At 69.8% G+C, this 25,462-nt stretch carries 20 protein-coding genes; 12 read left to right on the top strand and 8 right to left on the bottom strand.

The annotated features are described in order from the left end of the window. Positions 1-101 precede the first annotated feature (101 nt). Positions 102-4,286, top strand: a complete 4,185-nt coding sequence (locus G6N56_RS18985) for an alpha-(1->3)-arabinofuranosyltransferase (RefSeq protein WP_142280494.1) — start codon at positions 102-104, stop codon at positions 4,284-4,286. A 69-nt stretch (positions 4,287-4,355) separates the two neighbouring features. After that, a complete protein-coding gene (locus G6N56_RS18980) occupies positions 4,356-5,795 on the top strand; it encodes a lipase maturation factor family protein (RefSeq protein ID WP_085254678.1) in 1,440 nt (479 codons plus the stop codon). On the opposite strand, the gene G6N56_RS18975 is transcribed toward G6N56_RS18980, so the two are convergent. The 3 genes from G6N56_RS18975 to G6N56_RS18965 form a co-directional block, all read right to left on the bottom strand. After that, the gene (locus tag G6N56_RS18975; protein WP_085254679.1) at positions 5,792-6,352 is read right to left on the bottom strand and encodes a hypothetical protein; all 561 of its coding nucleotides are present in this window, start codon (positions 6,350-6,352) and stop codon (positions 5,792-5,794) included. The genes G6N56_RS18980 and G6N56_RS18975 overlap by 4 nt on opposite strands. 30 nt (positions 6,353-6,382) lie before the next feature. Next, the gene (locus G6N56_RS18970) at positions 6,383-7,576 is read right to left on the bottom strand and encodes a 13E12 repeat family protein (protein WP_163645142.1); all 1,194 of its coding nucleotides are present in this window, start codon (positions 7,574-7,576) and stop codon (positions 6,383-6,385) included. 162 nt (positions 7,577-7,738) lie between these two features. Beyond that, positions 7,739-9,385, bottom strand: coding sequence for an acetolactate synthase large subunit (locus G6N56_RS18965; protein WP_085257814.1), 1,647 nt, complete (start codon positions 9,383-9,385; stop codon positions 7,739-7,741). A gap of 190 nt (positions 9,386-9,575) precedes the next feature. Here G6N56_RS18965 and G6N56_RS18960 point away from each other — a divergent pair, with 190 nt between their 5' ends. Then, a complete protein-coding gene (locus G6N56_RS18960) occupies positions 9,576-10,994 on the top strand; it encodes an NADP-dependent succinic semialdehyde dehydrogenase (protein ID WP_085257813.1) in 1,419 nt (472 codons plus the stop codon). A gap of 12 nt (positions 10,995-11,006) precedes the next feature. Here the strand turns inward: G6N56_RS18960 and G6N56_RS18955 are convergent, their stop codons facing one another. After that, the gene (locus G6N56_RS18955; RefSeq protein ID WP_085257812.1) at positions 11,007-11,648 is read right to left on the bottom strand and encodes a TetR/AcrR family transcriptional regulator; all 642 of its coding nucleotides are present in this window, start codon (positions 11,646-11,648) and stop codon (positions 11,007-11,009) included. An 86-nt stretch (positions 11,649-11,734) separates the two neighbouring features. On the opposite strand from G6N56_RS18955, the gene G6N56_RS18950 reads away from it, so the two are divergent. After that, positions 11,735-12,889: an alpha/beta hydrolase family protein gene (locus G6N56_RS18950; RefSeq protein WP_085257811.1), complete on the top strand. Its 1,155-nt coding sequence runs from the start codon at positions 11,735-11,737 to the stop codon at positions 12,887-12,889. Between the two features lie 21 nt (positions 12,890-12,910). On the opposite strand, the gene G6N56_RS18945 is transcribed toward G6N56_RS18950, so the two are convergent. The 3 genes from G6N56_RS18945 to G6N56_RS18935 all read right to left on the bottom strand — a co-directional run bounded on the left by G6N56_RS18945 (position 12,911) and on the right by G6N56_RS18935 (position 16,318). Continuing rightward, entirely contained in the window at positions 12,911-13,852 is a 942-nt protein-coding gene (locus G6N56_RS18945; RefSeq protein WP_085257810.1) for a R2-like ligand-binding oxidase, read from the bottom strand. After that, on the bottom strand, positions 13,849-14,532 hold the full coding sequence (locus G6N56_RS18940; protein ID WP_085257809.1) for a TetR/AcrR family transcriptional regulator: 684 nt from the start codon (positions 14,530-14,532) through the stop codon (positions 13,849-13,851). The genes G6N56_RS18945 and G6N56_RS18940 overlap by 4 nt, the downstream gene beginning before the upstream one ends. An 88-nt stretch (positions 14,533-14,620) precedes the next feature. After that, positions 14,621-16,318 (bottom strand): acyl-CoA dehydrogenase family protein, encoded by a 1,698-nt coding sequence (locus G6N56_RS18935; protein ID WP_085257808.1) that lies wholly within the window; start codon positions 16,316-16,318, stop codon positions 14,621-14,623. 117 nt (positions 16,319-16,435) lie between these two features. On the opposite strand from G6N56_RS18935, the gene G6N56_RS18930 reads away from it, so the two are divergent. The 8 genes from G6N56_RS18930 to G6N56_RS29520 all read left to right on the top strand — a co-directional run bounded on the left by G6N56_RS18930 (position 16,436) and on the right by G6N56_RS29520 (position 24,279). Further along, positions 16,436-17,413 carry a phosphotriesterase family protein gene (locus G6N56_RS18930; RefSeq protein ID WP_085257807.1) on the top strand — a complete coding sequence of 326 codons (978 nt, stop codon included), beginning with the start codon at positions 16,436-16,438 and terminating at the stop codon, positions 17,411-17,413. A gap of 169 nt (positions 17,414-17,582) precedes the next feature. Continuing rightward, entirely contained in the window at positions 17,583-18,776 is a 1,194-nt protein-coding gene (locus G6N56_RS18925; protein WP_085257806.1) for a DUF4878 domain-containing protein, read from the top strand. Positions 18,777-18,802: 26 nt separating this feature from the next. Beyond that, the gene (locus tag G6N56_RS18920) at positions 18,803-19,807 is read left to right on the top strand and encodes an AAA family ATPase (RefSeq protein WP_085257805.1); all 1,005 of its coding nucleotides are present in this window, start codon (positions 18,803-18,805) and stop codon (positions 19,805-19,807) included. Between the two features lie 6 nt (positions 19,808-19,813). After that, positions 19,814-20,686, top strand: a complete 873-nt coding sequence (locus tag G6N56_RS18915; RefSeq protein ID WP_085257804.1) for a DUF58 domain-containing protein — start codon at positions 19,814-19,816, stop codon at positions 20,684-20,686. Beyond that, positions 20,676-21,149: a hypothetical protein gene (locus G6N56_RS18910; protein ID WP_085257803.1), complete on the top strand. Its 474-nt coding sequence runs from the start codon at positions 20,676-20,678 to the stop codon at positions 21,147-21,149. The genes G6N56_RS18915 and G6N56_RS18910 overlap by 11 nt, the downstream gene beginning before the upstream one ends. Next, complete coding sequence (locus G6N56_RS18905; RefSeq protein ID WP_085257802.1) at positions 21,140-22,228, top strand: hypothetical protein; 1,089 nt, start codon at positions 21,140-21,142, stop codon at positions 22,226-22,228. The genes G6N56_RS18910 and G6N56_RS18905 overlap by 10 nt, the downstream gene beginning before the upstream one ends. After that, positions 22,225-23,286, top strand: a complete 1,062-nt coding sequence (locus G6N56_RS18900) for a vWA domain-containing protein (RefSeq protein WP_085257801.1) — start codon at positions 22,225-22,227, stop codon at positions 23,284-23,286. The genes G6N56_RS18905 and G6N56_RS18900 overlap by 4 nt, the downstream gene beginning before the upstream one ends. Further along, entirely contained in the window at positions 23,287-24,279 is a 993-nt protein-coding gene (locus tag G6N56_RS29520; protein WP_163645141.1) for a hypothetical protein, read from the top strand. It abuts the gene before it with no gap. Positions 24,280-24,291: 12 nt separating this feature from the next. On the opposite strand, the gene G6N56_RS18890 is transcribed toward G6N56_RS29520, so the two are convergent. Beyond that, positions 24,292-25,440 (bottom strand): acyltransferase family protein, encoded by a 1,149-nt coding sequence (locus tag G6N56_RS18890; RefSeq protein WP_085258067.1) that lies wholly within the window; start codon positions 25,438-25,440, stop codon positions 24,292-24,294. Between the last annotated feature and the right edge of the window lie 22 nt (positions 25,441-25,462).

Here is a 25,462-nt window from a genome sequence, read left to right as displayed (position 1 = left end):
GGCACCGGGCGCCGCCGACGGACTCCCCGGCGAGGACCGGGGCAACCGAAAACTCGGCGTCGGTCCCCGACCCGTCGGTCGCGCCCCTATCACGTCGGTGGCTGGTCGTGGTCGGCGCGATCGCGCTGGTGTGCACGTTCGCGCAGGCTCCGGGGCAAATCTCCCCCGACACCAAGCTCGACCTCACCGCCAACCCGCTGCGGTTCCTGGCGCGCGCCACCAGCCTGTGGAACAGCGAGCTCCCCTTCGGCCAGGCCCAGAACCAGGCCTACGGCTACCTGTTCCCGCACGGCACCTTCTTCCTCGTCGGCCACGCGCTGGGTCTGCCCGGTTGGGTGACGCAGCGGCTGTGGTGGGCGCTGCTGCTGACCGTCGGCTTCTGGGGGCTGCTGCGCGTCGCCGAGGCGCTGGGTATCGGGAGCGCATCCTCCCGCGTGGTCGGGGCCGTGGCGTTCGCGCTGTCGCCGCGGGTGCTCACCACCCTGGGGTCGATCTCGTCGGAAACCCTGCCGATGATGTTGGCGCCCTGGGTGTTGCTGCCGACGATCCTGGCGTTGCGTGGCGCGGGTTCCGACCGGTCGGTGCGGGCGCTGGCCGCGCGGGCGGGCGTGGCCGTCGCGCTGATGGGCGCGGTCAACGCCATCGCGACCTTGGCCGGGTGCCTGCCCGCGGTGATCTGGTGGGCTTGCCACCGGCCCAACCGGCGGTGGTGGCGCTACACGGGTTGGTGGCTCGTCGCGCTGTGCCTGGCGACGCTCTGGTGGGTGGTGGCGCTGGCGCTGCTGCGGGCGATCAGCCCGCCCTTCTTGGACTTCATCGAATCCTCCGGCGTGACGACGCAGTGGTCGTCGCTCACCGAGATCCTGCGCGGTACCGACAGCTGGACGCCGTTCGTGGCGCCGACGGCGACGGCGGGCGCGCCCCTGGTGACCGGCTCGGCTGCCGTCCTGGCCACCTGCCTGGTCGCGGCGGCCGGACTGGCCGGGCTGGCCACGCCCGGAATGCCCGCCCGGGGTCGGCTGGTGGCGATGCTGCTGGTCGGGGTGGCGCTGATGGCGGCCGGCTACAGCGGCGGGCTGGGTTCGCCCCTGGCCCACCAGGTGCAGGCGTTCCTCGACGCCGCCGGGGCGCCCCTGCGCAACGTGCACAAGCTGGGATCCGTCATCCGGATCCCCGTGGCGCTGGGTATCGCCCAGCTTCTCGGCCGCGTGGTCCTCCCGGGATCGGTGCCGCGCTCGGAATGGCTGCGCGCCTTCGCCCACCCGGAACGCGACAAGCGCGTGGCGGTGACCGTCGTGGTGCTGACCGCGCTCGCGGTGGGCACCTCGCTGGCGTGGACGGGTCGGCTCGCCCCGCCGGGCACGTTTGCCGCGATCCCCCGGTACTGGCACGACGCCGCCGACTGGCTCAGCGCCCATGACGCCGGGACCCCGGCCCCGGGCCGGGTGCTGGTGGTCCCCGGCGCGCCGTTCGCCACCCAGGTGTGGGGCACCAGCCACGACGAGCCGCTGCAGGTGCTGGGCAGCAGCCCCTGGGGCGTGCGTGACTCGATCCCGCTCACGCCGCCGCAGACCATCCGCGCGCTTGATTCCGTGCAACGCCTGTTCGCCGCCGGGCGCGCCTCGGCGGGGCTCGCGGACACCCTTGCCCGGCAAGGCATTTCGTATGTGGTGCTGCGCAACGACCTGGACCCGGAGGCATCGCGCTCGGCGCGACCGATCTTGGTGCACCGCGCCGTCGAGGGGTCGCCGGGGCTGCGAAAGGTGGCACAGTTCGGCGAGCCGGTGGGGCCCGGCACGCTGGCGGGGTTCGTCGCCGACAGCGGCCTGCGGCCGCGTTACCCGGCGGTGGAGATCTACCGGGTCGCCACCGAAAGTGACCCCGGCGCACCATATTTCGCCGACACCGACCACCTCCCCCGCGTTGACGGCGGGCCCGAGGTGCTGCTGCGCTTGGACGAGCGGCGGCGCCTGCTGGGCCGGCCGCCGCTGGGTCCCGTCCTCATGACGACCGACGCCCGCGCCGCGGGCCTGACGGCGCCCGCCGTGACCGTGACGGACACCCCGCTGGTCCGCGAGACCGACTACGGCCGCGTCGACCAGCATTCCTCGGCGATTCGCGCGCCCGGCGACGCGCGGCACACCTACAACCGGGTTCCCGACTATCCGGTCCCCGGCGCCGAGCCCGTGTTCGGTGCGTGGTCGGGTGGCCGGATCACGGTATCGAGCTCGTCGGCCGACTCCACCGCGATGCCCGATGTCGCTCCGGCGACCTCGGCCGTCGCCGCGACCGACGGCGACCCGGCCACCGCGTGGGTGTCCAACTCGCTGCAGTCCGCCGTCGGGCAGTGGCTGCAGGTCGATTTCGACCACCCGCTGACCAACGCCGCGATCACGCTGACGCCCAGCGCCACCGCCGTCGGCGCCCAGGTCCGCCGCATCCTGATCGAGACCGCCAACGGCAGCACCACGCTGCGGTTCGACGAGCCCGGCAAGCCGCTCGCCGCCGCGCTGCCCTACGGCGAGACGCCGTGGGTGCGGATCACCGCCGCCGGCACCGACGACGGCTCACCCGGGGTGCAGTTCGGCATCACCGACCTGTCCATCACGCAGTACGACGCGTCCGGCTTCGCCCATCCCGTGGACCTGCGCCACACCGTGCGGGTACCCGGCCCGCCGCCGGGCTCCGCGGTCGCCGGCTGGGACCTGGGCTCGGACCTGCTCGGCCGGCCCGGCTGCGCCCAGGGGCCCGACAGCGTGCGCTGCGCGTCGTCGATGGCCCTGGCACCGGAAGAGCCGGTCAACTTCAGCCGGACGCTGACCGTTCCCGCGCCGGTCTCCGTGACGCCCACCGTTTGGGTGCGACCGCGGCAGGGCCCGAAGCTGGCCGACCTGATCGCCGAGCCGAACACCACCCGCGCCGGGGGCGAATCCGACCTGGTGGACGTCCTGGGCTCCGCCTATGCGGCCACCGACGGCGACCCGGCCACGGCGTGGACGGCGCCGCAGCGGGTGGTGCAGCACAAGACCCCGCCGACGCTGACCCTGACGCTGCCGCAGCCCACCGAGGTCACCGGCCTGCGCCTGGTGCCCAGCCGGTCGACGCTGCCGGCCCACCCGACCACGGTGGCCGTCAACCTCGGCGACGGCCCCCAGGTGCGGCAGCTCGAGCCCGACCAGCCACAGACGCTTACGTTGCGCCCCCGCGTCACCGACACGGTCAGCGTCAGCCTGCTGGACTGGGAAGACATCATCGACCGCAACGCGCTGGGTTTCGACCAGCTCAAGCCACCGGGGCTGGCCGAGGTCGCGGTGCTCGGAGCCGACGGCAACCCCATCGCACCCGCCGACGCCGGACGCAACCGCGGCCGGGCGGTCACCGTCGACTGCGACCAGGGGCCGGTCATCGCGGTGGCGGGCCGGTTCGTGCATACCGCTATCCACACCACGGTGGGCGCGCTGCTCGACGGCGCGCCCGTCCAGGCGCAACCGTGCCAGCCCGACCCCATCGCGCTCCCGGCCGGCGGGCAGGAACTGCTCATCAGCCCCGGCGCCGCGTTCGTCGTCGACGGCGCCGAGCTGTCGACTACCGCCGCGCAATCGCTCAGTGCCGTAACCCATTCCGCGCCCGTCGGGGCGTGGGGCGAGACTCGGCGCGAGATACGGACACCCGCGTCGGACAGGTCCCGGCTGCTGGTCATCCCCGAGAGCGTCAACCCCGGTTGGGTCGCGCGCACTCACACCGGGGCGCGGTTGACGCCGGTCGCTGTGAACGGTTGGCAGCAGGGCTGGGTGGTGCCCGCGGGGGATCCCGGCACCATCACGCTGACGTTCGCGTCCGACACGCTCTATCGTGCCGGCCTGGCGGTCGGACTGGCGCTGCTGCCGCTGCTCGCGGTGCTGGCGTTCTGGCGCACCCGCCGACACCGAGACGATGACGACCCACCTGCCGTGCCATGGACGCCAGGGGCGTGGGCGGCGGTCGCGGCGCTGGCGGCCGGTGCCGTCGTCGCCGGCGCGGCAGGCGTGGCCGTGATGGGCGCCGCGCTCGGCCTGTCGTACGCGCTGCGCGGCAACGAGCGGCTGCTGTCCCGCGTGACCGTCGCGTTGGGCGCGGGCGGGCTGATCCTGGCCGGGGCGGTGCTGTCCCGCCATCCCTGGCGATCGGTCGACGGTTATGCCGGACATTCGGCGAATGTCCAACTGCTGGCGCTGGTCTCGCTTGCGGCGCTCGCCGCCTCGGTGGTCGCCCTGCCGGCGCGGAAGCCCCGCCTCGGCGGGCAATAGCTTGGCTCGGCGTTTATCGCCTGCTTGACTGGGCATGCGGGTTGGGCAACCGGTCCAAGGAGTTACGCCATGGGATGGTTCTCGGCGCCCGGTTACTGGCTGGGCAGGCTGGTCCTCGAGCGCGGCGTCGCGGCGATCTACCTGATCGCGTTCGTCGGCGCCGCTGCCCAATTCCGGGCGCTCATCGGCGAACGGGGCATGCTGCCGGTGCCGCGTTTCCTGGCGGAGCAGTCGTTTTGGCGCTCGCCGAGCATCTTCCACCTGCGATATTCCGATGGGCTGTTCGCCGGCGCCTCGTGGTTCGGCGCGGCGCTGGCGGCGGGCGTCGTCGCCGGGGCGGCCGACCTGGTGCCGCTATGGGCCGCGATGGTGATGTGGCTGACGCTGTGGGTCCTCTACCTGTCGATCGTCAACGTGGGGCAAGCGTGGTACTCGTTCGGCTGGGAGTCGCTGCTGCTGGAGGCCGGCTTCTTGATGATCTTCCTCGGCAACGACCGGGTGGCGCCCCCACTGCTGACCCTGTGGATGGCGCGGCTGTTGTTGTTTCGGGTCGAGTTCGGCGCGGGGCTGATCAAGATGCGCGGCGACGAATGCTGGCGCGACTTGACCTGCCTGTACTACCACCACGAGACGCAGCCCATGCCCGGGCCGCTGAGCTGGTTCTTCCATCATCTGCCCAAGCCGCTGCATCGAATCGAGGTGGCGGGCAACCACTTCTCGCAGCTGATCGTGCCGTTCGGGCTATTCGCACCGCAGCCGGTGGCCAGTGTGGCCGCGGCGGTCGTCGTGGTCACCCAGATGTGGCTGGTTGCGTCGGGCAACTTCGCCTGGCTCAACTGGGTGACGATCCTGCTGGCCTGCAGCGCCATCGATGACGCGTCGGTGCGGGCGGTGCTCCCGGTGCCGGGGCATCATTGGTCGGCGCCACCTCACTGGTTCGCCGGCGTGGTCGTCGTGTTCACCGGCGCGGTGCTGTTTCTGAGCTACTGGCCCGTGCGCAACATGTTGTCCACCCGGCAGCGAATGAACATGTCCTTCAACCCCTTTCACCTGGTCAACACGTACGGGGCGTTCGGGAGTATCGGCCGCGTCCGCCGCGAGGTGGTGGTCGAGGGCACCGACGAGCCGGTGATCACCGGCCAGACGGTATGGAAGGAGTACGAATTCAAGGGCAAGCCCGGCGGCGTGCGCCGGCTCCCGCGCCAATGGGCGCCTTACCACCTGCGCCTGGACTGGCTGATGTGGTTCGCCGCCATCTCGCCCGGCTACGCCCGGCCGTGGCTGAGGCCGTTCCTGGAGCGGCTGCTGCGCAACGATCCGGCCACGCTGCGGCTCCTGCGGCACAACCCGTTTCCCGAGTCGCCGCCGCGCCACGTGCGCGCGCGACTCTATGAGTACCGGTTCACGACGTGGCGGGAGTTGCGCGCCGAGCGAGCCTGGTGGCATCGCACGTTGATCGGCGCGTACGTTCCGCCGATGGCGCTGGAAGCGGATTCCGGGCGGCGCTAACCCGCCGCCGGCCGGTCCAGCAGCTGGAGACGCGCGTCGAGCAGCCGCGGGTAGTACCAGTAGTAGCCGCCGAGATATGCGAAGGCCACTGTTAGCACCAGGCTCCGCAGCGTGAAATGCTGTGCGTCACTGATGAAGCCGACAACTTGCACCGCCACGAGGATCCAACAGGCGGCGATCATCAGCTTGGCCGAACCCGCGATGGAGTCGCGGGCGCGCTTGATCAGTTGCCGCGCCGCCTGACGTCTTGCCGGATCGTCGGGAACGGGTCCCGAACGCATCGCCTTCGAAACTTGACGACAGTCTGCGAATGAGAGCGCTTCCAACGAGGGGCGCAGCCCCGTCATGCGGCGGGACGAGCCGAGCGCCGTGGCCAGGCCGATCACCAGCGCGACGACCGCGACGGTGATCCACCACGGTGCGCTGGTCCAGTGCGATGGGGCCGGCCCGGTCGGATAGTCGCCGATCATCACCAGAGGGGTCAGGCCCAGCACGACCACCAGCGCGTACAGCGGCCATTGCAGCCACCACGGTCTCAACGACAGCCACAGCGACACAGGGGAAACCTTATCGAAGGGCCGGCTCAGCTAGGCCGCGCCGTCGTCGCCTTCGTCTTCGTTCTCGTTGTGGAGGAGTTTTTCGGGGTGCCAGCAGGGGTTGGTGCGGGGTTGGCCGCGTTCTTGGTGGGGTGGGGGATCCATTGGGGCGTAGAGCACGATTCGTTGGCCGGGTGAGGCCAGCCGTTTGGTGTGGTAGAGCGCCAGGGCTTTGGCGTGGTCGAAGACGGCCAGGTAGTGGTGGGCGTGGCGGGCCAGCCGGATCACGTCGCTGATCGGTAGCCGGGTGCCGCCGCCGGTGCGGCCGGTGCCGGCGGCGGCTTCGAGCTCCCGCAGGGTGGTGGTGACGATGATGGCCGCGGGCAGCCCGTTGTGTTGGCCGAGGTTGCCTGAGGCCAGCAGCGCACGCAGGCCCGCGAGCAGTCCGTCGTGGTGGCGTTGGGCGGCGGTGCGGGCGTCGCGGTCGATCGCCTCCCGGGTGGGGGCGCCGTCCACACACGGGGTCTGCTCGAGGGGGTTGCACATGCCGGGGGCGGCCAGTTTGGCCAGCACCGCCTCCACGGTGGCGCGGGCTTGGGGGGTCAGGTGCCCGCGCAGCTGCGACATGCCGTCGGCGCCCTGGGGGCCCAGGGTCAGCCCGCGCCGCCGGGCGCGGTCGGTGTCGGTGTAGCTGCCGTCGGGGTTGAGCCGGTCGGCCACCGCGGCGGCGAACTGCGCCAGGTGTCCAGGGCCGCACTGCGCGCCCAGGGCGGCCAGCTGGGTTTCCACCAGTTCGCGGGTCTCGACGCCCACCGAGGCGGGCAGGGTGTGAAACAACCGGCGGACCACCGCGACCTGCTCGACCCCCAACGTGCCGGCGCGCTGGGCGGCGGCGGTCGCCGACAGCGCCGGCGCGATCGGCTCCCCGGTAAGGCCGTACCGCGCACCCAACTCGGCGGCGCCCTTGATGCGCCGGCCGGCTTCGGCGCGGCTGATCAACACCGTCTCGGCGATCGCATGAGACAGCTTGCCGCCCAACTCTTCAGCGGTGGCCTGCCGGGCCAGGTCATTGATCAGCGGATGCTCGATCGCCGGGATCCGCCGACGCACCCGCTCACACCGGCGCAACACCCGCAACCGCGCACCGGTGTCCAACACATCAAACGACAACCCCAAAGCACGGTCCAAGTCGGCATCGAGCGCGTCGAACACCGCATCGATCTCTGCACAACCACCCGCACTCACACCGCCAAACTAACCCCCACCCCCGACAAAACCCGCCGGTCAAATCGCCCCAGATACACACTCGAAAAATTACTTTCAGCCAACCCATTTCGGATCACACCGAGGCCGCAACGCCGACGATTCGAGGCGCAATCACCGGCCCCGAGCCGGGGCGCCGAGCCGCTACAGCGTCTCGTCCAGTTCGCCCAGCCGGTCGGTCAGCCGGAGGTTGTCGGAATAGTCGACCGGGCAGCAGATCAGCGAAACCCCGTCATCGTTGAGCGCCGCCCGCAACGTCGGCAGCAGCTCGTCGGCGCTGTTGATCCGATAACCCTTGGCGCCAAAGCTTTCCGCGTATTTCACGATGTCGGGGTTGCCGAAGTTGACGTAGTAATGCTCGCCGAGCTCCAGGTCCATTTTCCACTCGATGAGGCCGTAAGCCCCGTCCTCCCAGATCAACACCACCAGCGGGATCTTCTCGCGGACGGCGGTCTCGATCTCCTGCGAGTTCATCAGGAACGCGCCGTCGCCGACGACCGCGAGCACCTTCGAGTCCGGCCGGGCCAGCTTGACGCCGAGCGCGCCGGGCAGCGCAAAACCCATGGTGGACAAGCCGTTTGATACCAAGCAGGTGTTGCATTCGTAGGTCGGGTAGAGCCGGGCCATCCACATCTTGGTGGCACCGGTGTCGACCAGGACGACGTCGCTGCGGCCCAGCGCCGCACGAGTGTCGGCGACCAGCCGCGCGGGCGCCAGCGGGTAACGCGAATCCTCCTGCGCCTGAGCGAATTCCTCGGCGAGCAGCCCGGAGCCGGGCACCTCGGGATCCGCCTCGTAGGCGTGGCCGGCGAGCCCTTCCGTCAGCGCGTCGAGCGAGGCGCTGATGTCGCCGATGATCCCGACGTCCACTGAGTAGTGCGCGTCGACCTCGGCCGGGAACCGGTGAATGTGGATGATCTTCTTGTCGGCCTGCGGATTGATCCGGACCGGGTCGAACTCCTGCAGCTCGTAGCCGACCGCGATCACCACGTCGGCGTTGTCGAACCCGAAGTTGACGTAGTCGTGCCGCATGAACCCGAGCGTCCCGATGCTGTTGGGATGGTCGTCGGGCATCACGCCCTTGCCGTGGAACGTGTTGGCGACCGGGATGCCGAGTTGCTCGGAGAATCGCACCAGGGCCGCCGTCGCGCCGCCGCGGGCGGCGCCGTGACCCGCCAGCACCACCGGCCGCTTGGCCTGCCGCAGGATGTCCACCGCGCGGGCGACCTGGCCGGGCGCCGGCGCGTCGGCGCGAACCACATTGCGCGGCAACGGCGCCAGGTCGTAGTCGGCCTCGTCGGCATCGATGTGTTCGGGCACCGCCAGGTACACCGCGGCGGGCCGCTCCGTCTCGGCGACCTTGAACGCCTTGCGGAACATCTCCGGTATGGCGCGCGCGGTCGGCACACCGGCGGACCACCGGGTGATGGGGGCGAACATTCGCACCAGGTCGACGTACTGGTGCGACTCCTTGAACTCCCGGTCCTGGCCGACCTGCGCGGAGATCGCGACCAGCGGGGTGCTGTTGGTGGTGGCGTCGGCGACGCCGAGTTGCATGTTGATCGCGCCCGGGCCCAGGGTGGCGGACACCACCGCCGCCCGCCCGGTGACGCGGCCGTACATCTCCGCCATGAACGCCGCGCCCTGCTCGTGCCGCGTCAGCACGTAGCGGATGTCCGAGGACGCCAGTGCCTGCACGAAGCGAATGTTCTCCTCCCCCGGCAACCCGAAGACGACGGACACCCCCTCGTTCTCCAGGCACTTGACCATCAGCTCCGCGGCTTTGCTCATCCCGGCACCTCCACTTCGCGACCCTTCGCGACACTTCGCGACGATAGTCCCGAAGGTAGCGCGGTAGTCCGGCGGCGTCGCGCGGCACGGGGGTATCTCTCGGACCGCGGTTCCTGCGCGGGTTCGGAAATGGCAGGCTGGGTATGGACGTTTACATACGCAGCTACCCAACTCAACGAAGGATGTCAGCGTGCCTATAGCCACCATCAACCCGGCCACCGGCGAGACAGTCAAAACCTTCACCCCGGCGACCGACGCCGAAGTCGACGCGGCGATCGAGCGCGCCTACGAGCGATTCCTCGACTACCGCCACAACACCACCTTCGCCCAGCGTGCGCAGTGGGCGAACGCCACCGCCGACCTGCTGGAAGCCGAGGCCGACGAGGTCGGCGCGATGATGACCCTGGAAATGGGCAAGACCCTCAAATCGGCCAAGGCCGAGGTCATCAAGTGCGCCAAGGGGTTTCGCTACTACGCGGAGAACGCTGAGAAGCTGCTCGCCGACGAGCCCGCCGACGCCGCGGCGGTCGGCGCGAAGCAGGCCTACACCCGCTACCAGCCGCTCGGCGTGGTGCTGGCCGTGATGCCGTGGAACTTCCCGCTGTGGCAGGCCGTCCGGTTCGCCGCGCCGGCGCTGATGGCCGGCAACGTGGGCCTCCTCAAGCACGCCTCCAATGTCCCGCAGTCCGCGCTGTATCTCGCCGACGTCATCTCCCGGGGCGGCTTCCCGGACGGCTGCTTCCAGACGCTGCTGGTCTCCTCGAGCGCCGTCGAGCGCATCCTGCGCGACCCGCGCGTCGCGGCCGCCACCCTTACCGGAAGTGAACCGGCCGGGCAGTCGGTGGCCGCCATCGCCGGCGACGAGATCAAGCCCACCGTGCTCGAGCTCGGCGGCAGCGACCCGTTCATCGTGATGCCGTCCGCGGACCTCGACGAGGCCGCCAAGACCGCGGTCACCGCCCGCACCCAGAACAACGGCCAGTCGTGCATCGCCGCCAAACGGTTCATCATCCACACCGACATCTACGACGCATTCGTGGACAAGTTCACCGAGCGGATGGCCGCGCTCAAGGTGGGCGACCCGACCGACCCGGACACCGACGTGGGCCCGCTGGCCACCGAGTCCGGGCGCGACGAGATCGCCAAGCAGGTCGACGACGCCGCCGCGGCGGGCGCCACCATCCGGCTCGGCGGCAAGCCCATCGGGGGGCCGGGGTGGTACTACCCGCCGACGGTAGTCACCGACATCACCAAGGACATGGCGCTCTACACCGAAGAGGTGTTCGGCCCGGTCGCCTCGATGTACCGGGCCGAGAGCATCGACGAGGCCATCGAGATCGCCAATGCCACCACCTTCGGGCTGGGCTCCAACGCCTGGACCAACGACGAGGCCGAACAGCAGCGGTTCATCGACGACATCGAGGCCGGCCAGGTCTTCATCAACGGAATGACCGTGTCCTATCCCGAATTGGGCTTCGGTGGCGTCAAGCGATCCGGGTATGGGCGCGAACTCGCGGGTCTGGGCATCAGGGCGTTCGTCAACGCCAAGACCGTGTGGGTCGGCGAGTCGGAGAGCGGCTCGGCGGCGGGTGGCAGCAAGGTCGAGTGACCTTCGCCGCCGTCAACGAGGCTGGCGGCGACACAGCCCGGTCCGGACCGCGGCCAGCGCGGTGGCGGCCGCGCGGTCGGCAACCGCATGGTCGAGCGGTTCCTCGGTGACCAACTTCCGGTAGTAGATGGGCGCGGCAACGAGGCCCACGAATTCGCGGACGTCGACATCGGCGGGCAGCTCGCCCCGCGCGATCGCCGCCTCGACCATGCCCGCCGCGCCCTCGTAGCGGCTGGCGAAGAAGTCGCGCTTGAGGCCGGCGATCAGCGGTTCCTGGGCGGCGTCGGAGAACATCGCGCGCACGATGCCGGCAAGCGCCGGCGAATCGCTGGTCAGGAAGTCGACGAGGCCACGGCCGAACGCGCGCAGATCCCCGTCGATGGAACCGGTGGCGGGGATCGGGAATTCGTCCGAGGCCACCTCGTCGATGGCGGCGGCCAGGACGGCCTCCTTCGTCTGCCAGCGCCGATAGATGGTTGTCTTGTTCACCCCCGACCGCTCGGCGATGCGCTCGATGGTCAGTCCCGTGTAGCCGGCTTCGGCCAGCACCAGCAGCGCGGCGTCCAGCACCGCGGCGCGCACCCGCGACGTCCGGCCGCCGGGCCGCGTGGTGCCCGGCCCCGGCGGTGTGGCTCCGTCGACTACGCCGCCCATAACGCAACCTCCTGTTGTGTTAGTGCCACTAAGCATGCCATACTCGCGCTAATGCATCGACCAGTTGCATTACCGGAGGAGGCGGCATGCGGTTCATGTTTCAAACGGACGAGTCCTTCTCGTTCGAGACATTGCGGGCGGTCGGATACACCGTTTACGGCGGAGCGGATATCGGCGAGGTGATGGCGACGGCGGCCCGGATCACCCCCGGCGATTGGGAGTCATGGCACCGGGAATGGCGGGCCCTGGCCGACCGGATCGCCGGCATCGCCGATGCGTGCGCGGCCAAGGGACACACCGTCAGCGCCAACAGCGCCTACCTTCGGGCCTCGAACTATTACCGGACCGCCGAATTCTTTCTGCGCGAGGACCCGGCCAGTGACCCGCGGGTGGCCGAGACGTCGGCTCGGGCCGTGCAGACCTTCACCGCCGCTCCGGAGATCCAAGAACACTGGATCCCAGTGCAAATCCCTTACCAGGGAATCGAACTCAAGGGCTATTACCTCAACGTCCGCGGGAAGAACCGCGGGCCGACGTTGGTCGCGCACGGCGGTTACGACTCGACGGTCGAGGAAATGTTCTTCGGCGTCGGCGAGGCGGCCCACCGGCATGGCTGGAACTGCCTGATCTTCGAGGGTCCGGGCCAGGGCGCGGCGTTGCGGATCGACAAACTCCCGTTCCGCCACGACTGGGAGGCCGTCGTCTCCCCGGTGCTCGACGTCGCCGTGACCCTGCCCGGGGTCGACACCGAACGGATTGCGCTGCTGGGCATGAGCATGGGTGGCTACCTCGCGCCCCGGGCGGCGGCCTTCGACACGAGGATCGCGGCGTGCATCGCCTACGACGGCGTGTTCAATTTCGCCGCCGCCCTGCCGCCGGTCAGCGCGATCGATGAGGTGATCGCCTCTCCCGAGAAGGCGCCGACGCAACTGCGGTGGGCGGTCCTCAACGGGCTGTGGGCGCTCGGGGCCGCGACGGGCCGGGAACTGGCCGACGCGTTTGCGAAGTACGACCTCAGCCCCGTGGTCGACGGGATCACCTGCCCCACGCTGGTGTGCGAGGCCGAGGAGGACCAATTCTTCAAGGGCCAGCCACAACTGCTGTACGACGCGCTGCGCTGCCCGAAGACGCTGGTGAAATTCACCGCCGCCGAGGGCGCCGAACAGCATTGCCACGAGGGCGCCCTGACGCTGTTTCACCAGCGGATGTTCGACTGGCTCGACGAAACCCTGGCGTCATGACCGGCCTCGCCCGGCAATCGATCAGGCCGACGCGCCCGCCAGGGCCTTCTCGTCCTCGTCGGCGAAGGTGTCCTCGAGCTGCACCGGCGAATAGTCGAGGTCGATCTCGGCGACCGGGCGCCCACGGGCGCTGCTGATCGTGCCGAAGCGCCGCATGCCCTTGTCGGCGGCGTACTGCATGAACTCGTCCACCGAAAGCCCGAAGGGCATCGGGTCGTACAGGGCGAAACCCTCTTCGATGAGGCGCAGGCCGAGCGGCATGAGCTCGTTCATGCGCGCCTCGAAGACCTCCCAGTTGCGGTCGTCGGCGGCGACGTGGCGCCGGCAGGTGAAGGTGCCCCACGCCATGTGGCGCCGCTCGTCGTCACCGATGCGCCGCACCAGTTCCTGCATGCCGGGCAGGATGCCGCGCTCCACGCAGATCTTGTGCCAGCCGAAGTAGCCGGTGAGCGCCAGCATGCCCTCGACCATGTGGTTGTAGGTGACCGACGCCCGCACCTGGGCGGCCGGTGACGGGTCCACCGACAAGGCGTTGAGACACTCGGGCAATTCCTCGTAGAAGATCGTCCGGTAGGTGGGTATGTCGTCGAGGTAGCGGTGCAGGTCCTCGGTGACGCCCACGGCGTCGAGCCACATGCGGAACACCTGCACGTGCTTGGCTTCCTCGAACGCGAATTGGGTCAGGTACATCTCGTCGCCCAGCCGCCCCTCGGCGCGCATCGCGGCCATGAACGGCTGGATGTCCTCGGTCACCGCCTCCTCGCCAGCAATGAACTCGGCGCACAGCCGGATGGCGTAGTCGCGTTCGTCGCCGGAGAGCAGTTCCCAGTCGGCGCGATCGCGGGAGAAGTCGATGTCGGCCGGATTCCAGAACTTCGCGTTGCCGCCGGCAAACAGCTTGAGCGGCAAGCTGTCCCAGTTCAGGCCGCCCTTGACCATGGAACCCGTGCTGCTGCGTGTCATGAGACCTCCTCAGATCGTTTGACGGCTGACGTGACTGGCCGGTCGGAGAACGCGGCGGCCAGGACAGCCACGAGCCTGCGCACGGCGAGCGCGGGCTGCTCCGGGGTGGGCTCGTCGAGCCCGAGGATGGGGTCCAGCCCACGCATGTACGGGGCCAGCGCCAGGTGCGGGAAGATCAGCAGCAGCAGCGACAACAACGCCTCGGTGTCGGAATCGGCGCGCAGGTCGCCGCGCGCCCGGGCGTCGCGCACCAAGGGCCGCAACACCTCCAGGTAGTGCCGGTGGATGACGCTGCGCACGCTGACCCGGGCGTCGGCGTCGACCTCGAGGGTCGCCGCGGCGTGCAGGGACCGTTCGTGGGGATGTTCGGCGTAATAGGCGACCCAGCCGTCGAGCAGGTCGGTGAGGAACTCGAAGAACGGCCGGCTCGGGTCGAGCCGGCGGATCAGGTCCTCCACGTAGGAGCGCACCCGCTGGCTGGCGATGTCGGCGATGAACGCGTAAAGGTCCCGCTTGTCCGCGAAATACTGGAACAGGCTGCCCTTGGCGACCCCGGCACGCCGGGCGATGACGTTGAGGCTGCCGCCGGAGAATCCACGGGCGCCGAACTCGGCTTCGGCGGCCTCGATGATCGCCGCGCGGCGCGCGGGGTCGACGCGCGCCCATGTGACCGTCGGCAACGCTGCCTCCTAGCCTCGATGACCACGGGTCATCTTACTGTGAGGCACCTCACAGTCAAGGGGCTGGGCGGGGCGCTCCGCCCGGACGTCAGGGCCGCATCTGGTAGACACCGTTGAGCGGCTGGACGTGTTCCTTCCAGACCTGGTCGTAGCGCGCCGGGTCGTGCACCGGGCGCCGGATCATCCGCATCGCGAACCGGGCCTGATCCTGCGTGGTGGCCGGCTTGTCGCTCAGTTCGACGGCGTAGCCGTTGAAGTCGCGGACCAGCACGGCGAAGATCTGGTCGACGAGCGCCGCGTCAACCCCGGACAGCCCGGCCTCCTCGAGGATCAGCTGGGCATACGGCACCGTCGCGAACAGCTGCCCGACGGCGAACGCGAAATCGATGTCCTTCTGCTGCGCGGCGTCGGGGGTGGCGCTGGCGAGCATGTCGGCGAGCACGTCGATCTGCTGGCGCAGCAGCGCGACGTTCGGCAGGTGCCCGAAGCTCTCGAAGGCGGCGCGCCAATCGTGGAAGCGCACCTTGCCCAGCCCCCCGGTCGGCCCCTGCGCGAACAGGAAGGTGTCGTCTGCGGCGTCGTCGCGGCGGCCGATCGTCGGCAGCGCGGAGTCGGGGGCGAACAGGAAGTTGGGCATGAACTTGGCGAGCAGCCCGATGTTGATGTGGACGGTGCCCTCCAGCCTGGGCAGCAGCCCGATCTCGCGGGTGACGGCCTCGAAGAAGGTGTCCTTCTCCACCCCCTTGGCGGCGATCACGTCCCACAGCGCGATGATCACGCGCTCCCCTTCGCTGGTGATCTTGGCCTTGGTCAGCGGACTGTAGAGCAGGTAGCGGCGGTCCCGGGCGGACGCGCTGCGCATGTAGTCGCAGGCCCTGGCGGCGACCAGCCGCATGGCGGCCAGCCGGACGTAGGCGTCGGTGAGCAGCCGCCGGACGTGGCTGAAGTCGGTGACGACCGTCCCGTAGAGGATGCGATTGGAGGCGTGGGTGACCGCCTCGTACATGGCGTGGGTGCACATGCCGACCGCGCCCCACCCGAGGTTGTACTTGCAGACGTTGACGGTGTTGAGCGCGGCGTGGAAGGCCTCGGGGCCGCGGTGCAGGATGTCGGATTCGGCGACCGGGTAGTCGCGCAGCGCGTAGTTGGCGACGAAGTTCTGCGAGTTCACCACGTTCTTGATCAGCTCGTACCGGTCGTGCTGCGAGTCGGCGACGAAGAACACGTACTCGTCCGATCCGGCGATCTTGCCGAACGTGGAGACCATCCGGGCGACGTTGGCGTTGCCGATGTAGTACTTCTCGCCGTTGGCCACCCAGCCGTGCTCGCTGGGCGTCAGGATCATGTCGGTCTGATAGACGTCGGCGCCGTGGGTCTGCTCGGACAGGCCGAAGCCGAACACCTCGCCGGCCTCGAGCTGGGCGGCCGCCTTGCGTTTGGCGTCCTCGTTGTCGCTCATCCAGATCGGACCCAGCCCCAGGGCGGTGACCTGGAACGGGTACCAGTAGCTGAGCCCGTAGAAGCCCACGATCTCGGCGAACTCGCTGATCCGGTAGGTATCCCAGCGGGTATCGCCGGAGCCGTACTCCGACGGCGTGAGCAGCGACGCGAAGATCCGCTCGCGGCCGATGTGGTCAAGGAAATCGGAGTACCACACCCGGTTGTGGTCGTCCGACTTCAGCCGCGCCTTGCCCCGGGACTCGAAGAAGTCCACCGTCGCGGCCATGATCTCCCCCGAGCGACGGTCGCGGTGCTTGCGCTGCAGGTGGTGGGGATCGAGCAACATGACGCGCCTCCCGACGGCCGGAACCAAGACGAGGGTGACGGTACTGCTCGCACCGGGCAAACCGCCACTGTCGGCGGCCCCTGTCGGCCCGGCGGCGACGGACCTAGCATCAGACGGGTGTCAGAACTCAATACCGCCCGCGGACCCGTCGATACCGCCGATCTTGGCGTGACCCTCATGCACGAGCACGTGTTCATCATGACCACCGAGATCGCCCAGAATTACCCCGACGCCTGGGGCGACGAGGAGCAGCGGGTGGGCGACGCCATCACTCGGCTGAACGAGCTCAAGGCCCGCGGCGTGGACACGATCGTCGACCTGACCGTGATCGGGCTGGGCCGCTACATTCCGCGCATCGCGCGCGTGGCGGCGGCCACCGAGCTGAATATCGTTGTGGCGACTGGTCTTTACACCTACAGCGACGTGCCGTTCCGGTTCCACTACGAAGGCCCCGGCGGGCTGCTCGGCGGCCCGGAGATCATGACCGAGATGTTCGTCCGCGACATCGAGCAGGGCATCGCCGACACCGGCGTGAAGGCCGGAATCCTCAAGTGCGCCACCGACGAGCCCGGCCTCACGCCGGGAGTCGAGCGGGTGCTGCGGGCCGTGGCCCAGGCGCACAAACGCACCGGCGTGCCGATCTCCACGCACACCCACGCCGGGCTCCGCCGCGGTCTCGAGCAGCAGCGAATCTTCGAGGAGGAGGGGGTCGATCTGACCCGCGTGGTCATCGGTCACTCCGGCGACAGCACCGACGTCGGCTACCTCGAGGAACTCATCGCCGCGGGGTCTTACCTCGGCATGGATCGCTTCGGCCTCGACCTCATCTCACCGTTCGAGGAGCGGGTCAGGATCGTGGCGGAGATGTGCGAGCGCGGGCACGCCGACAAGATGGTGCTCTCCCACGACGCCAACTGCTACTTTGACGCGCTCCCCGAGGCGCTGGTGCCGCAGATGGCGCCGAACTGGCACTACCTGCACATCCACAACGACGTGATCCCCGCGCTCAAGCAGCGCGGCGTCACCGACGAGCAGCTTCACACCATGCTGGTCGACAACCCGCGCCGCATCTTCGAGCGCCAGGGCGCCTACTAAGCGCGGATCGAACGGCGTCGGCGCGGCCGCAGGGTCGATAGAGTGATTCGCAGTGGTCCTGGCCTGATCGGGGCGGGTCCGGTCCCGGGTGACTGGCGATATCCGCACCTTGCTGAATACTGCCCAAGGTGGGATTCCCGGGACGGGGAGCTGACATGGGGAGGTTGCGGTGACCGATTGGTCTGGTGGGGTCGACCCCAACGCGCCCACTTTCGCCGGGCCGTACCCCCCACCGGGCGGTTGGGCGCCGCCCCCGGCGCCGCCGGCCGATCGTTGGCAACCACAACCGGCGGGGTGGCAGCCGCAGCAACCGCCGCATTCGGGCGGGTGGCCAGCACAGCAGCCGCCCCCGGGCGGGCCCTGGCAGCCACCGCCCGGCCCGCCGTTTCAGCCGCCGAAGAACCGCAAGCCGTTGTTCGTCACGCTCGCGGCCGGTGGGGCGGTGGTCCTGGTGGTGGCCATCGTCCTGGCGATCACCCTGACCGGCCGGGCCGGCCACGGCGGCGGCTCGGCCGGCGACGTGGTCAAGGACTACCTGCAGGCGCTCGCCAACGGCGACGCCGAGACGGCCCTGTCGTACAGCGCCGACCAGCCCGCGAGCAAGGAGTTCCTGACTGACGAGGTCCTGAAAAAGCAAGTGGCGCAATGGCCCATCACCAACGTGCGGATCCTCAACGACGACTCGACCGGCGCGGGCGGGCCCCTCGGCATGGCCCAGGTCCACGTCGTCGCCACGTTCGGTGACAAGGTCTCCGACTCCACTCTGGAGGTCAAGAAGGACCACGGCAGCTGGAAGCTGAACACGGCCGCGATCAAGGTCTCCCCCGACCCCGCCTCCACGGCGGGCAATGCCGCGGCCAAGACGCTGACCTTCTTCGGAAAGCCCGTCGGCGATTCCACCGTGTACGTGTTCCCGGGCTGGATGGACGTCGGCACCACCAACCCGTACATGACGGTGACCACCAAACCGCTACTGCTGGACCAACTCACGATGATGGGGTTGCCCTGGTTGCAGACCACGTTCGCGTTGTCCGACAAGGGCCGCGACGCGGCGCGGGACCAGCTGAGCGCCGCGATGGCCAACTGCCAGAAGTCGAACCTTTTGGCGCCACCGGGCTGCCCAATGAGCGTGGACCCTTACGGCCTGGCCGACGGCACGGCCGCGTGGGGTCCCGCCGACATCAGCGCGGTCAAGTTCGACAACTTCGACCCCTACCGGCTGGAGTTGACGTTCTTCGGTCAGGTCAAGGCGTCGATCTCCGTCAAGACCACCGGCGGCGCCACCAAGCAGGGCGACGCCACCCAGTTCCTGTCCGGATCCGCCGACGTGGCCAAAACGCCACCGGCGCTGAGCTTTCGGTAAACCAACCGTTGACGTGAAAGGCCGCGATGACGACCGCAGCAGCACGGGTGCAACCCAACCACCAGGAGATCGACGCCGCACAGCGCCGCCTCGCCGCGTTGTCGCAGGCGTTCACGGCCAAGGTGGTTGGGCAGGACAACCTGCGTGAGTCGCTGCTGATCGGGTTGCTCGCCGGCGGGCACGTGCTGATCGAGAGCGTCCCGGGCCTGGCGAAGACGACGGCGGCCCGGGTGGTGGCCGAGTCCATCAACGGGCGGTTCCAGCGCATCCAGTGCACCCCGGACCTGCTGCCCAGCGACATTCTCGGCACCCAGGTTTACGAGGCCGCCACCAATTCCTTTGCCACCCAACTGGGTCCGGTGCACGCCAATATCGTGCTGCTCGACGAGATCAACCGTTCCAGCGCGAAGACGCAGAGCGCGATGCTCGAGGCCATGGAGGAACGCCAGACCACCATCGCCGGAACGGTGTATCCGATTCCCGAGCCATTCCTGGTGATCGCCACCCAGAACCCGGTGGACCAGGAGGGCACCTATCCGCTGTCGGAGGCCCAGACCGACCGGTTCATGCTCAAAGACATCCTGCGCTACCCGACCGCGCAGGAGGAGGTCGAAGTTATGGTGCGCCGCGACGCCGGCGTCTACGACAAAGAGCGGCAAGCAAATCCGGTGCTGGGCCTGGACGACGTGCGCCGGCTGCGGGCGGTGGTCCGCAACATCCACATGGACCCCGCGCTGATGCACTACGCCAGCCAACTGGTCGCGGCGACCCGCAACCCCCAGGCGCTGCCGCCGCAGGTGGGCCGGTTCGTCGAGTACGGGGCATCCCCGCGGGCGACCATCGCGTTCTGCGAGAGCGCTCGCGCGCTGGCGCTGCTACGCGGCCGGAATCACGTTCGGCCCGAAGACATTCAGCAGTTGGCCCATCGGGTGCTGGCGCACCGGCTGATCCTGAGCTTCGAAGCCACCGGCGCCAAGGTCACCCCGCGAGCCGTCGTCGACGCGGTGCTGCAAGCGGTGCGGGTGCCCTAGGCGCAGATGGGAACGCATCTCAACCGCGCCAAGCAATATTTCGGCACCGACACCCGCGGCCTCCTGGAGGGCGGCCGCTACGCGCTGCTGCACACCCGCAGCCTGGAGTTCGACGACCTGCGTCCCTACGTGGCCGGCGACGACATCCGCGACATCGACTGGAAGGCGTCGGCGCGTTCGGGTTCGGTGCTCATCAAGCGCTACGTCTCCGAGAAGCACCACAAGATCCTGTTGATCGCCGACGCCGGACGCAACATGACGGCCCTGGCGCCCAGCGGGGAACTCAAGCGCGACGTCGCGCTGCACGCGATGGGCGCGATCGGGCTGATCACGCTGGGCCGCTCGGACGAGGTCGCGCTGGTATTCGGGGACTCCCGCGGCAGCGCCAACATTCGCCCGCGCCGCGGCGAGACCCACGTCGAAAGCCTGCTGCACCGGTTCTACGCCCACACCTCCGGCCAGCCGGCCGGCAGCGATCTCGTCGCTCAATTGGATTACGCCGCAGCGGGATATCGCCGCCGGATGCTGATCGTCATCGTCTCGGACGAACCCGACGTCGACGCGCGGCTGGACGCTGCCCTACAGCAGCTGTCCGGGCGCCACGACCTGATGTGGGTGATGGTTTCGGACATGCCCGCCGTCGGCTCCGCCGAGGGCGAGCGCGATGGCTACGACGTCGCGACCGGTGCCTACGTCCTCAACGGCGCCACGCTGGGGCCGCGCATCATCGCCGCCTACCGCCGCCGGGAAGCGGCCCGTGTCGCCCACCTCGAGGATTTCCTGACCACCCGCGGGATCGGCTTCGCCCGCATCGCCGGCAGCAGCGAGATCCGCTCGGAGCTCGTCGCTTTGACCGAGGCGTTCCAGCATGCCGGGTGAGCTGCTGCGCTATCTCGGCGGGCCCACCGGGTTTTCGGGATGGTGGTGGCTGGTAGCGGCCCTCTGCGCGGCGGCGCTCGTCGGCTACTACGGCGGGGTGTACGTGTGGACGCTGCCGGCGGCCCAGTTGCGCCGCGTCCCGGTGCTCCGAGTGTTACACGCGCGGCTGCTGCGGCGGCGCTTCGCCCGCACCATCGCTACCATCGCCGGCCGGTACCGGGCCGGTCAGCTCTCGGGCGGGCAGGCCGCCGCCGCGATGAGCCGCACACTGCGCAGCTTCCTGCACTTGTCCACGGGCGCGCGCGTGCAGTACATGCACATCGGCGACATCACCGACAACCCGCAATTGGCTGCGGCTGCACCGGTTTTCGCCGCCCTGAACGACGCCCGATTCTCGACCGAACGCGCCGACATCGACCGCGTCGCCCTCGCGACGACGGAGGTGATCCGGACATGGACCTGAAGTGGCCGGCCGTCCTGATCGTCGGTCTCGTCGCGTTGGTGGCGGCGCTCGCGGTGGGGATGCTCGCGCCGATGCCGAAGATCACCAAGGTGCTGCGCCCGCTCGCCCACGTCGAGCGGCTCACCGGGATGCCGGAATACGCGCGGGTGGCCCGCGTCCAGTACTGGTCCATGCTGATCACGCTGGTGCTGCTGGTGGCGGTGTTCGTGACGTCGCTGCTCACCACCTCGCGCCCCACCGGATTCACCTCCGCCAGCCGCAATTTCGAGGCCGTCCATCCCGAGGACATCATGGTCTGCGTGGGGCAGCCGGTCACCGACCCGACCACCGCCGGGTTTCTCAACTATTTCGACGACCAGCTCAAGAGCTACCACACCCAGCGCATCGGGCTGACCTCGCCGACACTACGGGTGGTGCCGTTGACCCGCGACTACACCTACGCCGGGTCCCAGTTCGGCCGCTACGCCGACATGGCCGCCCTGCAGCACCAGCTGGACACCGCCAAAGAACTGCCCGGGCCACAGGCCGACGAGCTGCGCGCCGGCATCAACGACTTCTCGCGTCAGGTCGCCTACGTCGACTACGCCCGCAGCGTGGAAGACATCCTGGCGCTGTGCATGACCGGCTTCCCCTCTTTCGAGGACAAGAGCACCCACCGCCGCTCCCTGATTTACCTGGGCTACAGCGACTTTCGGGGAACCGACGAGACGCGCCCGTCGCTCTACTCCGACCAGCAGATCAAGGACATGGCGACCAGGGCCGGCGTCCAGATCAACGTGATCAACCGCGCGGACGTCGTCAAGTCCCCCGAGCAGTCCAACCAGGCGCTCGCCGCCATCGCGGGCGTCACCAACGGCCGCTACAGCGTCTACAACCCGGCCGGCACCGCCGGTGCGTCGGGGACCGACCCCACGCTGGCCGCGCTGCTGGACAAGATCCGCGCCAACCCGCCCAACGTGGTGCTGCCCAGCGGCACCGTCGTCACCAGCCGCTCCTGGGACTACCCGAACGTGCCGCTGCTGGGCGCGCTGTTGATGGCCAGCCTGTTGTTCGTTTCGCTGGCGGTGCTGCGCCGATGACCTTCGAACCGATCGTGCCCGCGGCCCTGCTGGCGGCGATCGCCGCCGTCTTGACCGTGATCCGGATGGCCGCCCTCTACCGCGTCCTCGTCCGCACCGGCACCGGCCGGTACCTGCGGGTGGTGCTGCGCTGGGGCGCGCTCACCGTCGCGGGCCTGCTGCTGGTGCTGGCCGCCGCCCGCCCCGGGCTGCCGCACGGCGACTCCCGCGGCCACACCGGCAACCGGGCGTCCACCGCGTCGACCGAGGCCAACGTGTTCTTCGTGATCGACCGATCGGTGGACGGGCGGGTGAAGGACTTCGGCCAGGAGGCGGGGCAAGGCAAGTCGCGCATGTCGGGGATCCGCAGCGACATCGCCGCGCTCATCGACCAATACCCGCGGGCCCGCTTCTCCGTCATCAGCTTCGCGGCCAAAGCCAGCCTGGACTGGCCGTTGTCCGACGACGTCTGGAGCCTCAAGCCGCTGATCAAGGGCCTGTCGACCTACACGGAAGTGCCGCCCGACGCCATGTTCGCCGTCGACTCCGGGGCCGCGAACGGGCTGCTGCGCGCCAAGCTCGCCGAGGCGACCGAGCAGCACCGGAACTCGAAGAACCTGGTCTTCTATTTTGGGGAGGGCGCCGGCGGCTCCCGGGCCACGCAGGGCAGCTTCGACATCCCCCGCAAGTCGATCGCCGGGGGCGCGGTGCTGGGCTACGGCACGGCGGCCGGCGGGCCGATCCCGGAGGCGTTCGCCAACGGCGACCTCGTCTACGAGTGGGACGAGCGGTCCGACCGGGCGGCCAACTCGACACTGAACGAGGACGCGCTCAAGGGCGTCGCCGGGCAACTCGGGGTGCCGTACTTCCACCGCGACAACAGCCCCATCACCCCGGTGGTCCCGGCCGTCGACGTGACCGGCACGAGCGACGCCCCGGCGATTTCCTCGTCCACCGTGGAGCGCACCGAGCTGTACTGGTTGTTCACCGGGCTGGCCGCGATCCTCGCTCTCGTCGAGGCCTACCTGACGCTGCGGGAATTCCGCCGCAACCGCCCGCCCCGACGAGTGAGTGTGTAGATGTTGCAACGTGATCCCCGCCCGGCCGCGCGCCGCGCCCGCCTGCGCTTGACGGCCTGGTGGCGGCGCGGGCCGTCCCGGTTGCGGCTGCGTCGCCGTCTTGTCGTGTATTCGCTGCCGGTCGCGCTGGTGCTGCTGATCGGCATCGGCAAGATCGTGTCGACCATGCTGATCGGCAACGCCGCGGTGTCGGACTTCGCCCAGCACGACATCGACGCGCTGCGCTCCGACGTGTCCGCCCTGAGCGGATTGAACATCATCGAGCCGGGCAAGGTCTCGTTCATCGCCGGTGACCTGGCGGTGCTGGAGGGCGACCTCGACACCGCCGAACGGCAGTTCGCCGCCGCCCTGGACCGCTCCGCCGGCGCGGACGCCTGTGCGGTGCGCGTCAACCTGGAAGTGGTCCGTGAAACGCAGGGCGACATCGCCGCCGGTAACGGCGACAAATCCCGCGCCGAGGAGCGCTACAACGGCGCCCTGCAGGTCATCTCGGGCGCGCCGCCCCACTGTTTCCAGGACAACGCCGACCCCAACCCGGACCGGCGCCGCATCCGCAACGACGCCGCGGCGCGGCTGGCCGACAAGATCAAAGCGCTGCACCTGCCGCCGAAGCCGCCGCCCCCCTCGCAGACGATGAACCCACAGCCCCCGCCGACCTCGCTGACGAAGACGAACCTGCCGCCCCCGCCGGCGCCCGGGGCGACCTCCACGCCCGAACCGCCGCCCCCGCCGCCCGGAACGGGCGGCTCGGGCCCCGGCGGCCCCGTCTTCGGCCCCAACGGCGGCGGCGGAAACGGTGAGCCCGGGGGACCCAGCGGGTTCAACGACGTCAGCCCCGACCGCATCCCGGTGACGGGCAACGGATCGGTGCCGGGCCACCGGCTCGGCACCGGGGACGGCGGCAGCCCGCTGGACCAGCTACAGCAAGCCCTGGGTGACGCCGACTCCACCGGCGCCAGCGGCCACGGCGCGGTCGAGGGCGCGCACGGCTAGGCGGGTGCGACGTCACGGCGCGACGGCATCGGCTTCGGCGTCTACCTCGGCGTCTGCGGTCTCCATGGCCCGGGGTGTCCGGCCCGGCCGGGTGCGCTTCTCCCAGCGCCGCAGCGCTTCCCTACACGGCGACTCCACCAGCCCATAGCTGACGGCCGCGATCGCGAAGCCGAACAGCAGGGTCAGCGCCAGCACCTCCGGCATGCGGCCGGTGAACGGGAACGTGCCCAGGACCGGAAAGACCATCGCCAGGGCGGCCAGGTGCCACACGAACAACCCGTAGGACCAGCGCCCGAGGGTCACCATGAACGTGGTGCCCAGCAGCCGGTGCGGGGTGTCCGGCCGGTCCAACACCAGCGGGGCCACCAGCGCGAACGCCACCAACGAGCCCATCGCCGTCTTGACGGCGAACTGGCTGGCGGTGCCCGGAACCAGGCCCTCCGGACCGGCCAGCGGCGAGGCCGCCACCAGATAGGCCGACACCGCGGCGACGGCGAGCACCAGGCGGCCCACTCCGTTCTGCGCCAGCCGGTGCACCGGCCCGGGCGGGTGATAGGCCAGCTCGGCCAGCAGCATGCCGGCGGCGAACCACGAGAAGAAGGCGGGCGGCCAGTTGAGCGGGTTCATGCCCGGCCCGGAGTGCGCCACCACCGGGGCCACCCAGCCCCAGGCCCAGCTCAGCGCGGCCAGCGCGGCAATCGCCGGCAGCCGGGCGGCGGCCGGAAGGCGGCGCGCCACGAACGCGAGGAGCGGCAGCGCCAGGTAGAAGCTGACCTCCACCGACAGGCTCCACATCTGAGTCAGCCCGCCGGTCAGGGTCAGCGGCACATAGATCTGGGTCAGCGTCAGGTTCGCCAGCCACACGGTCGGGCTGGCGTGATCGGCGTCGGGCAACAGCGACAGGATCACGACGACCGCCACCAAGTACGCCGGCATGATGCGGACCACCCGGGACCGCAGGTAGTGGGCCGTGCGGGGCCGCAACCCGATGCCCCGCGCGGCGGCGGCATGGCCGCGCCACAGCAGGAACCCGGATAGCGCGAAGAACACCGCGACGGCGAGGTCGAAGCGGCCGAACAGCCGACCGCCGACACCGGTGGAGTGCCCCGTCTGGAAGGCGACGTGCGTGACGACCACCCCCATGGCGGCGCAGGCGCGCATCCCCTCCACGGCGGGCAGGAAG

Origin of the sequence: Mycobacterium saskatchewanense (assembly GCF_010729105.1) — a bacterium.
Lineage (GTDB): Bacteria > Actinomycetota > Actinomycetes > Mycobacteriales > Mycobacteriaceae > Mycobacterium > Mycobacterium saskatchewanense.
The sequence above is the reverse complement of the archived record's forward strand: the minus strand, read 5'-3'. Positions and strand labels throughout refer to the sequence as shown.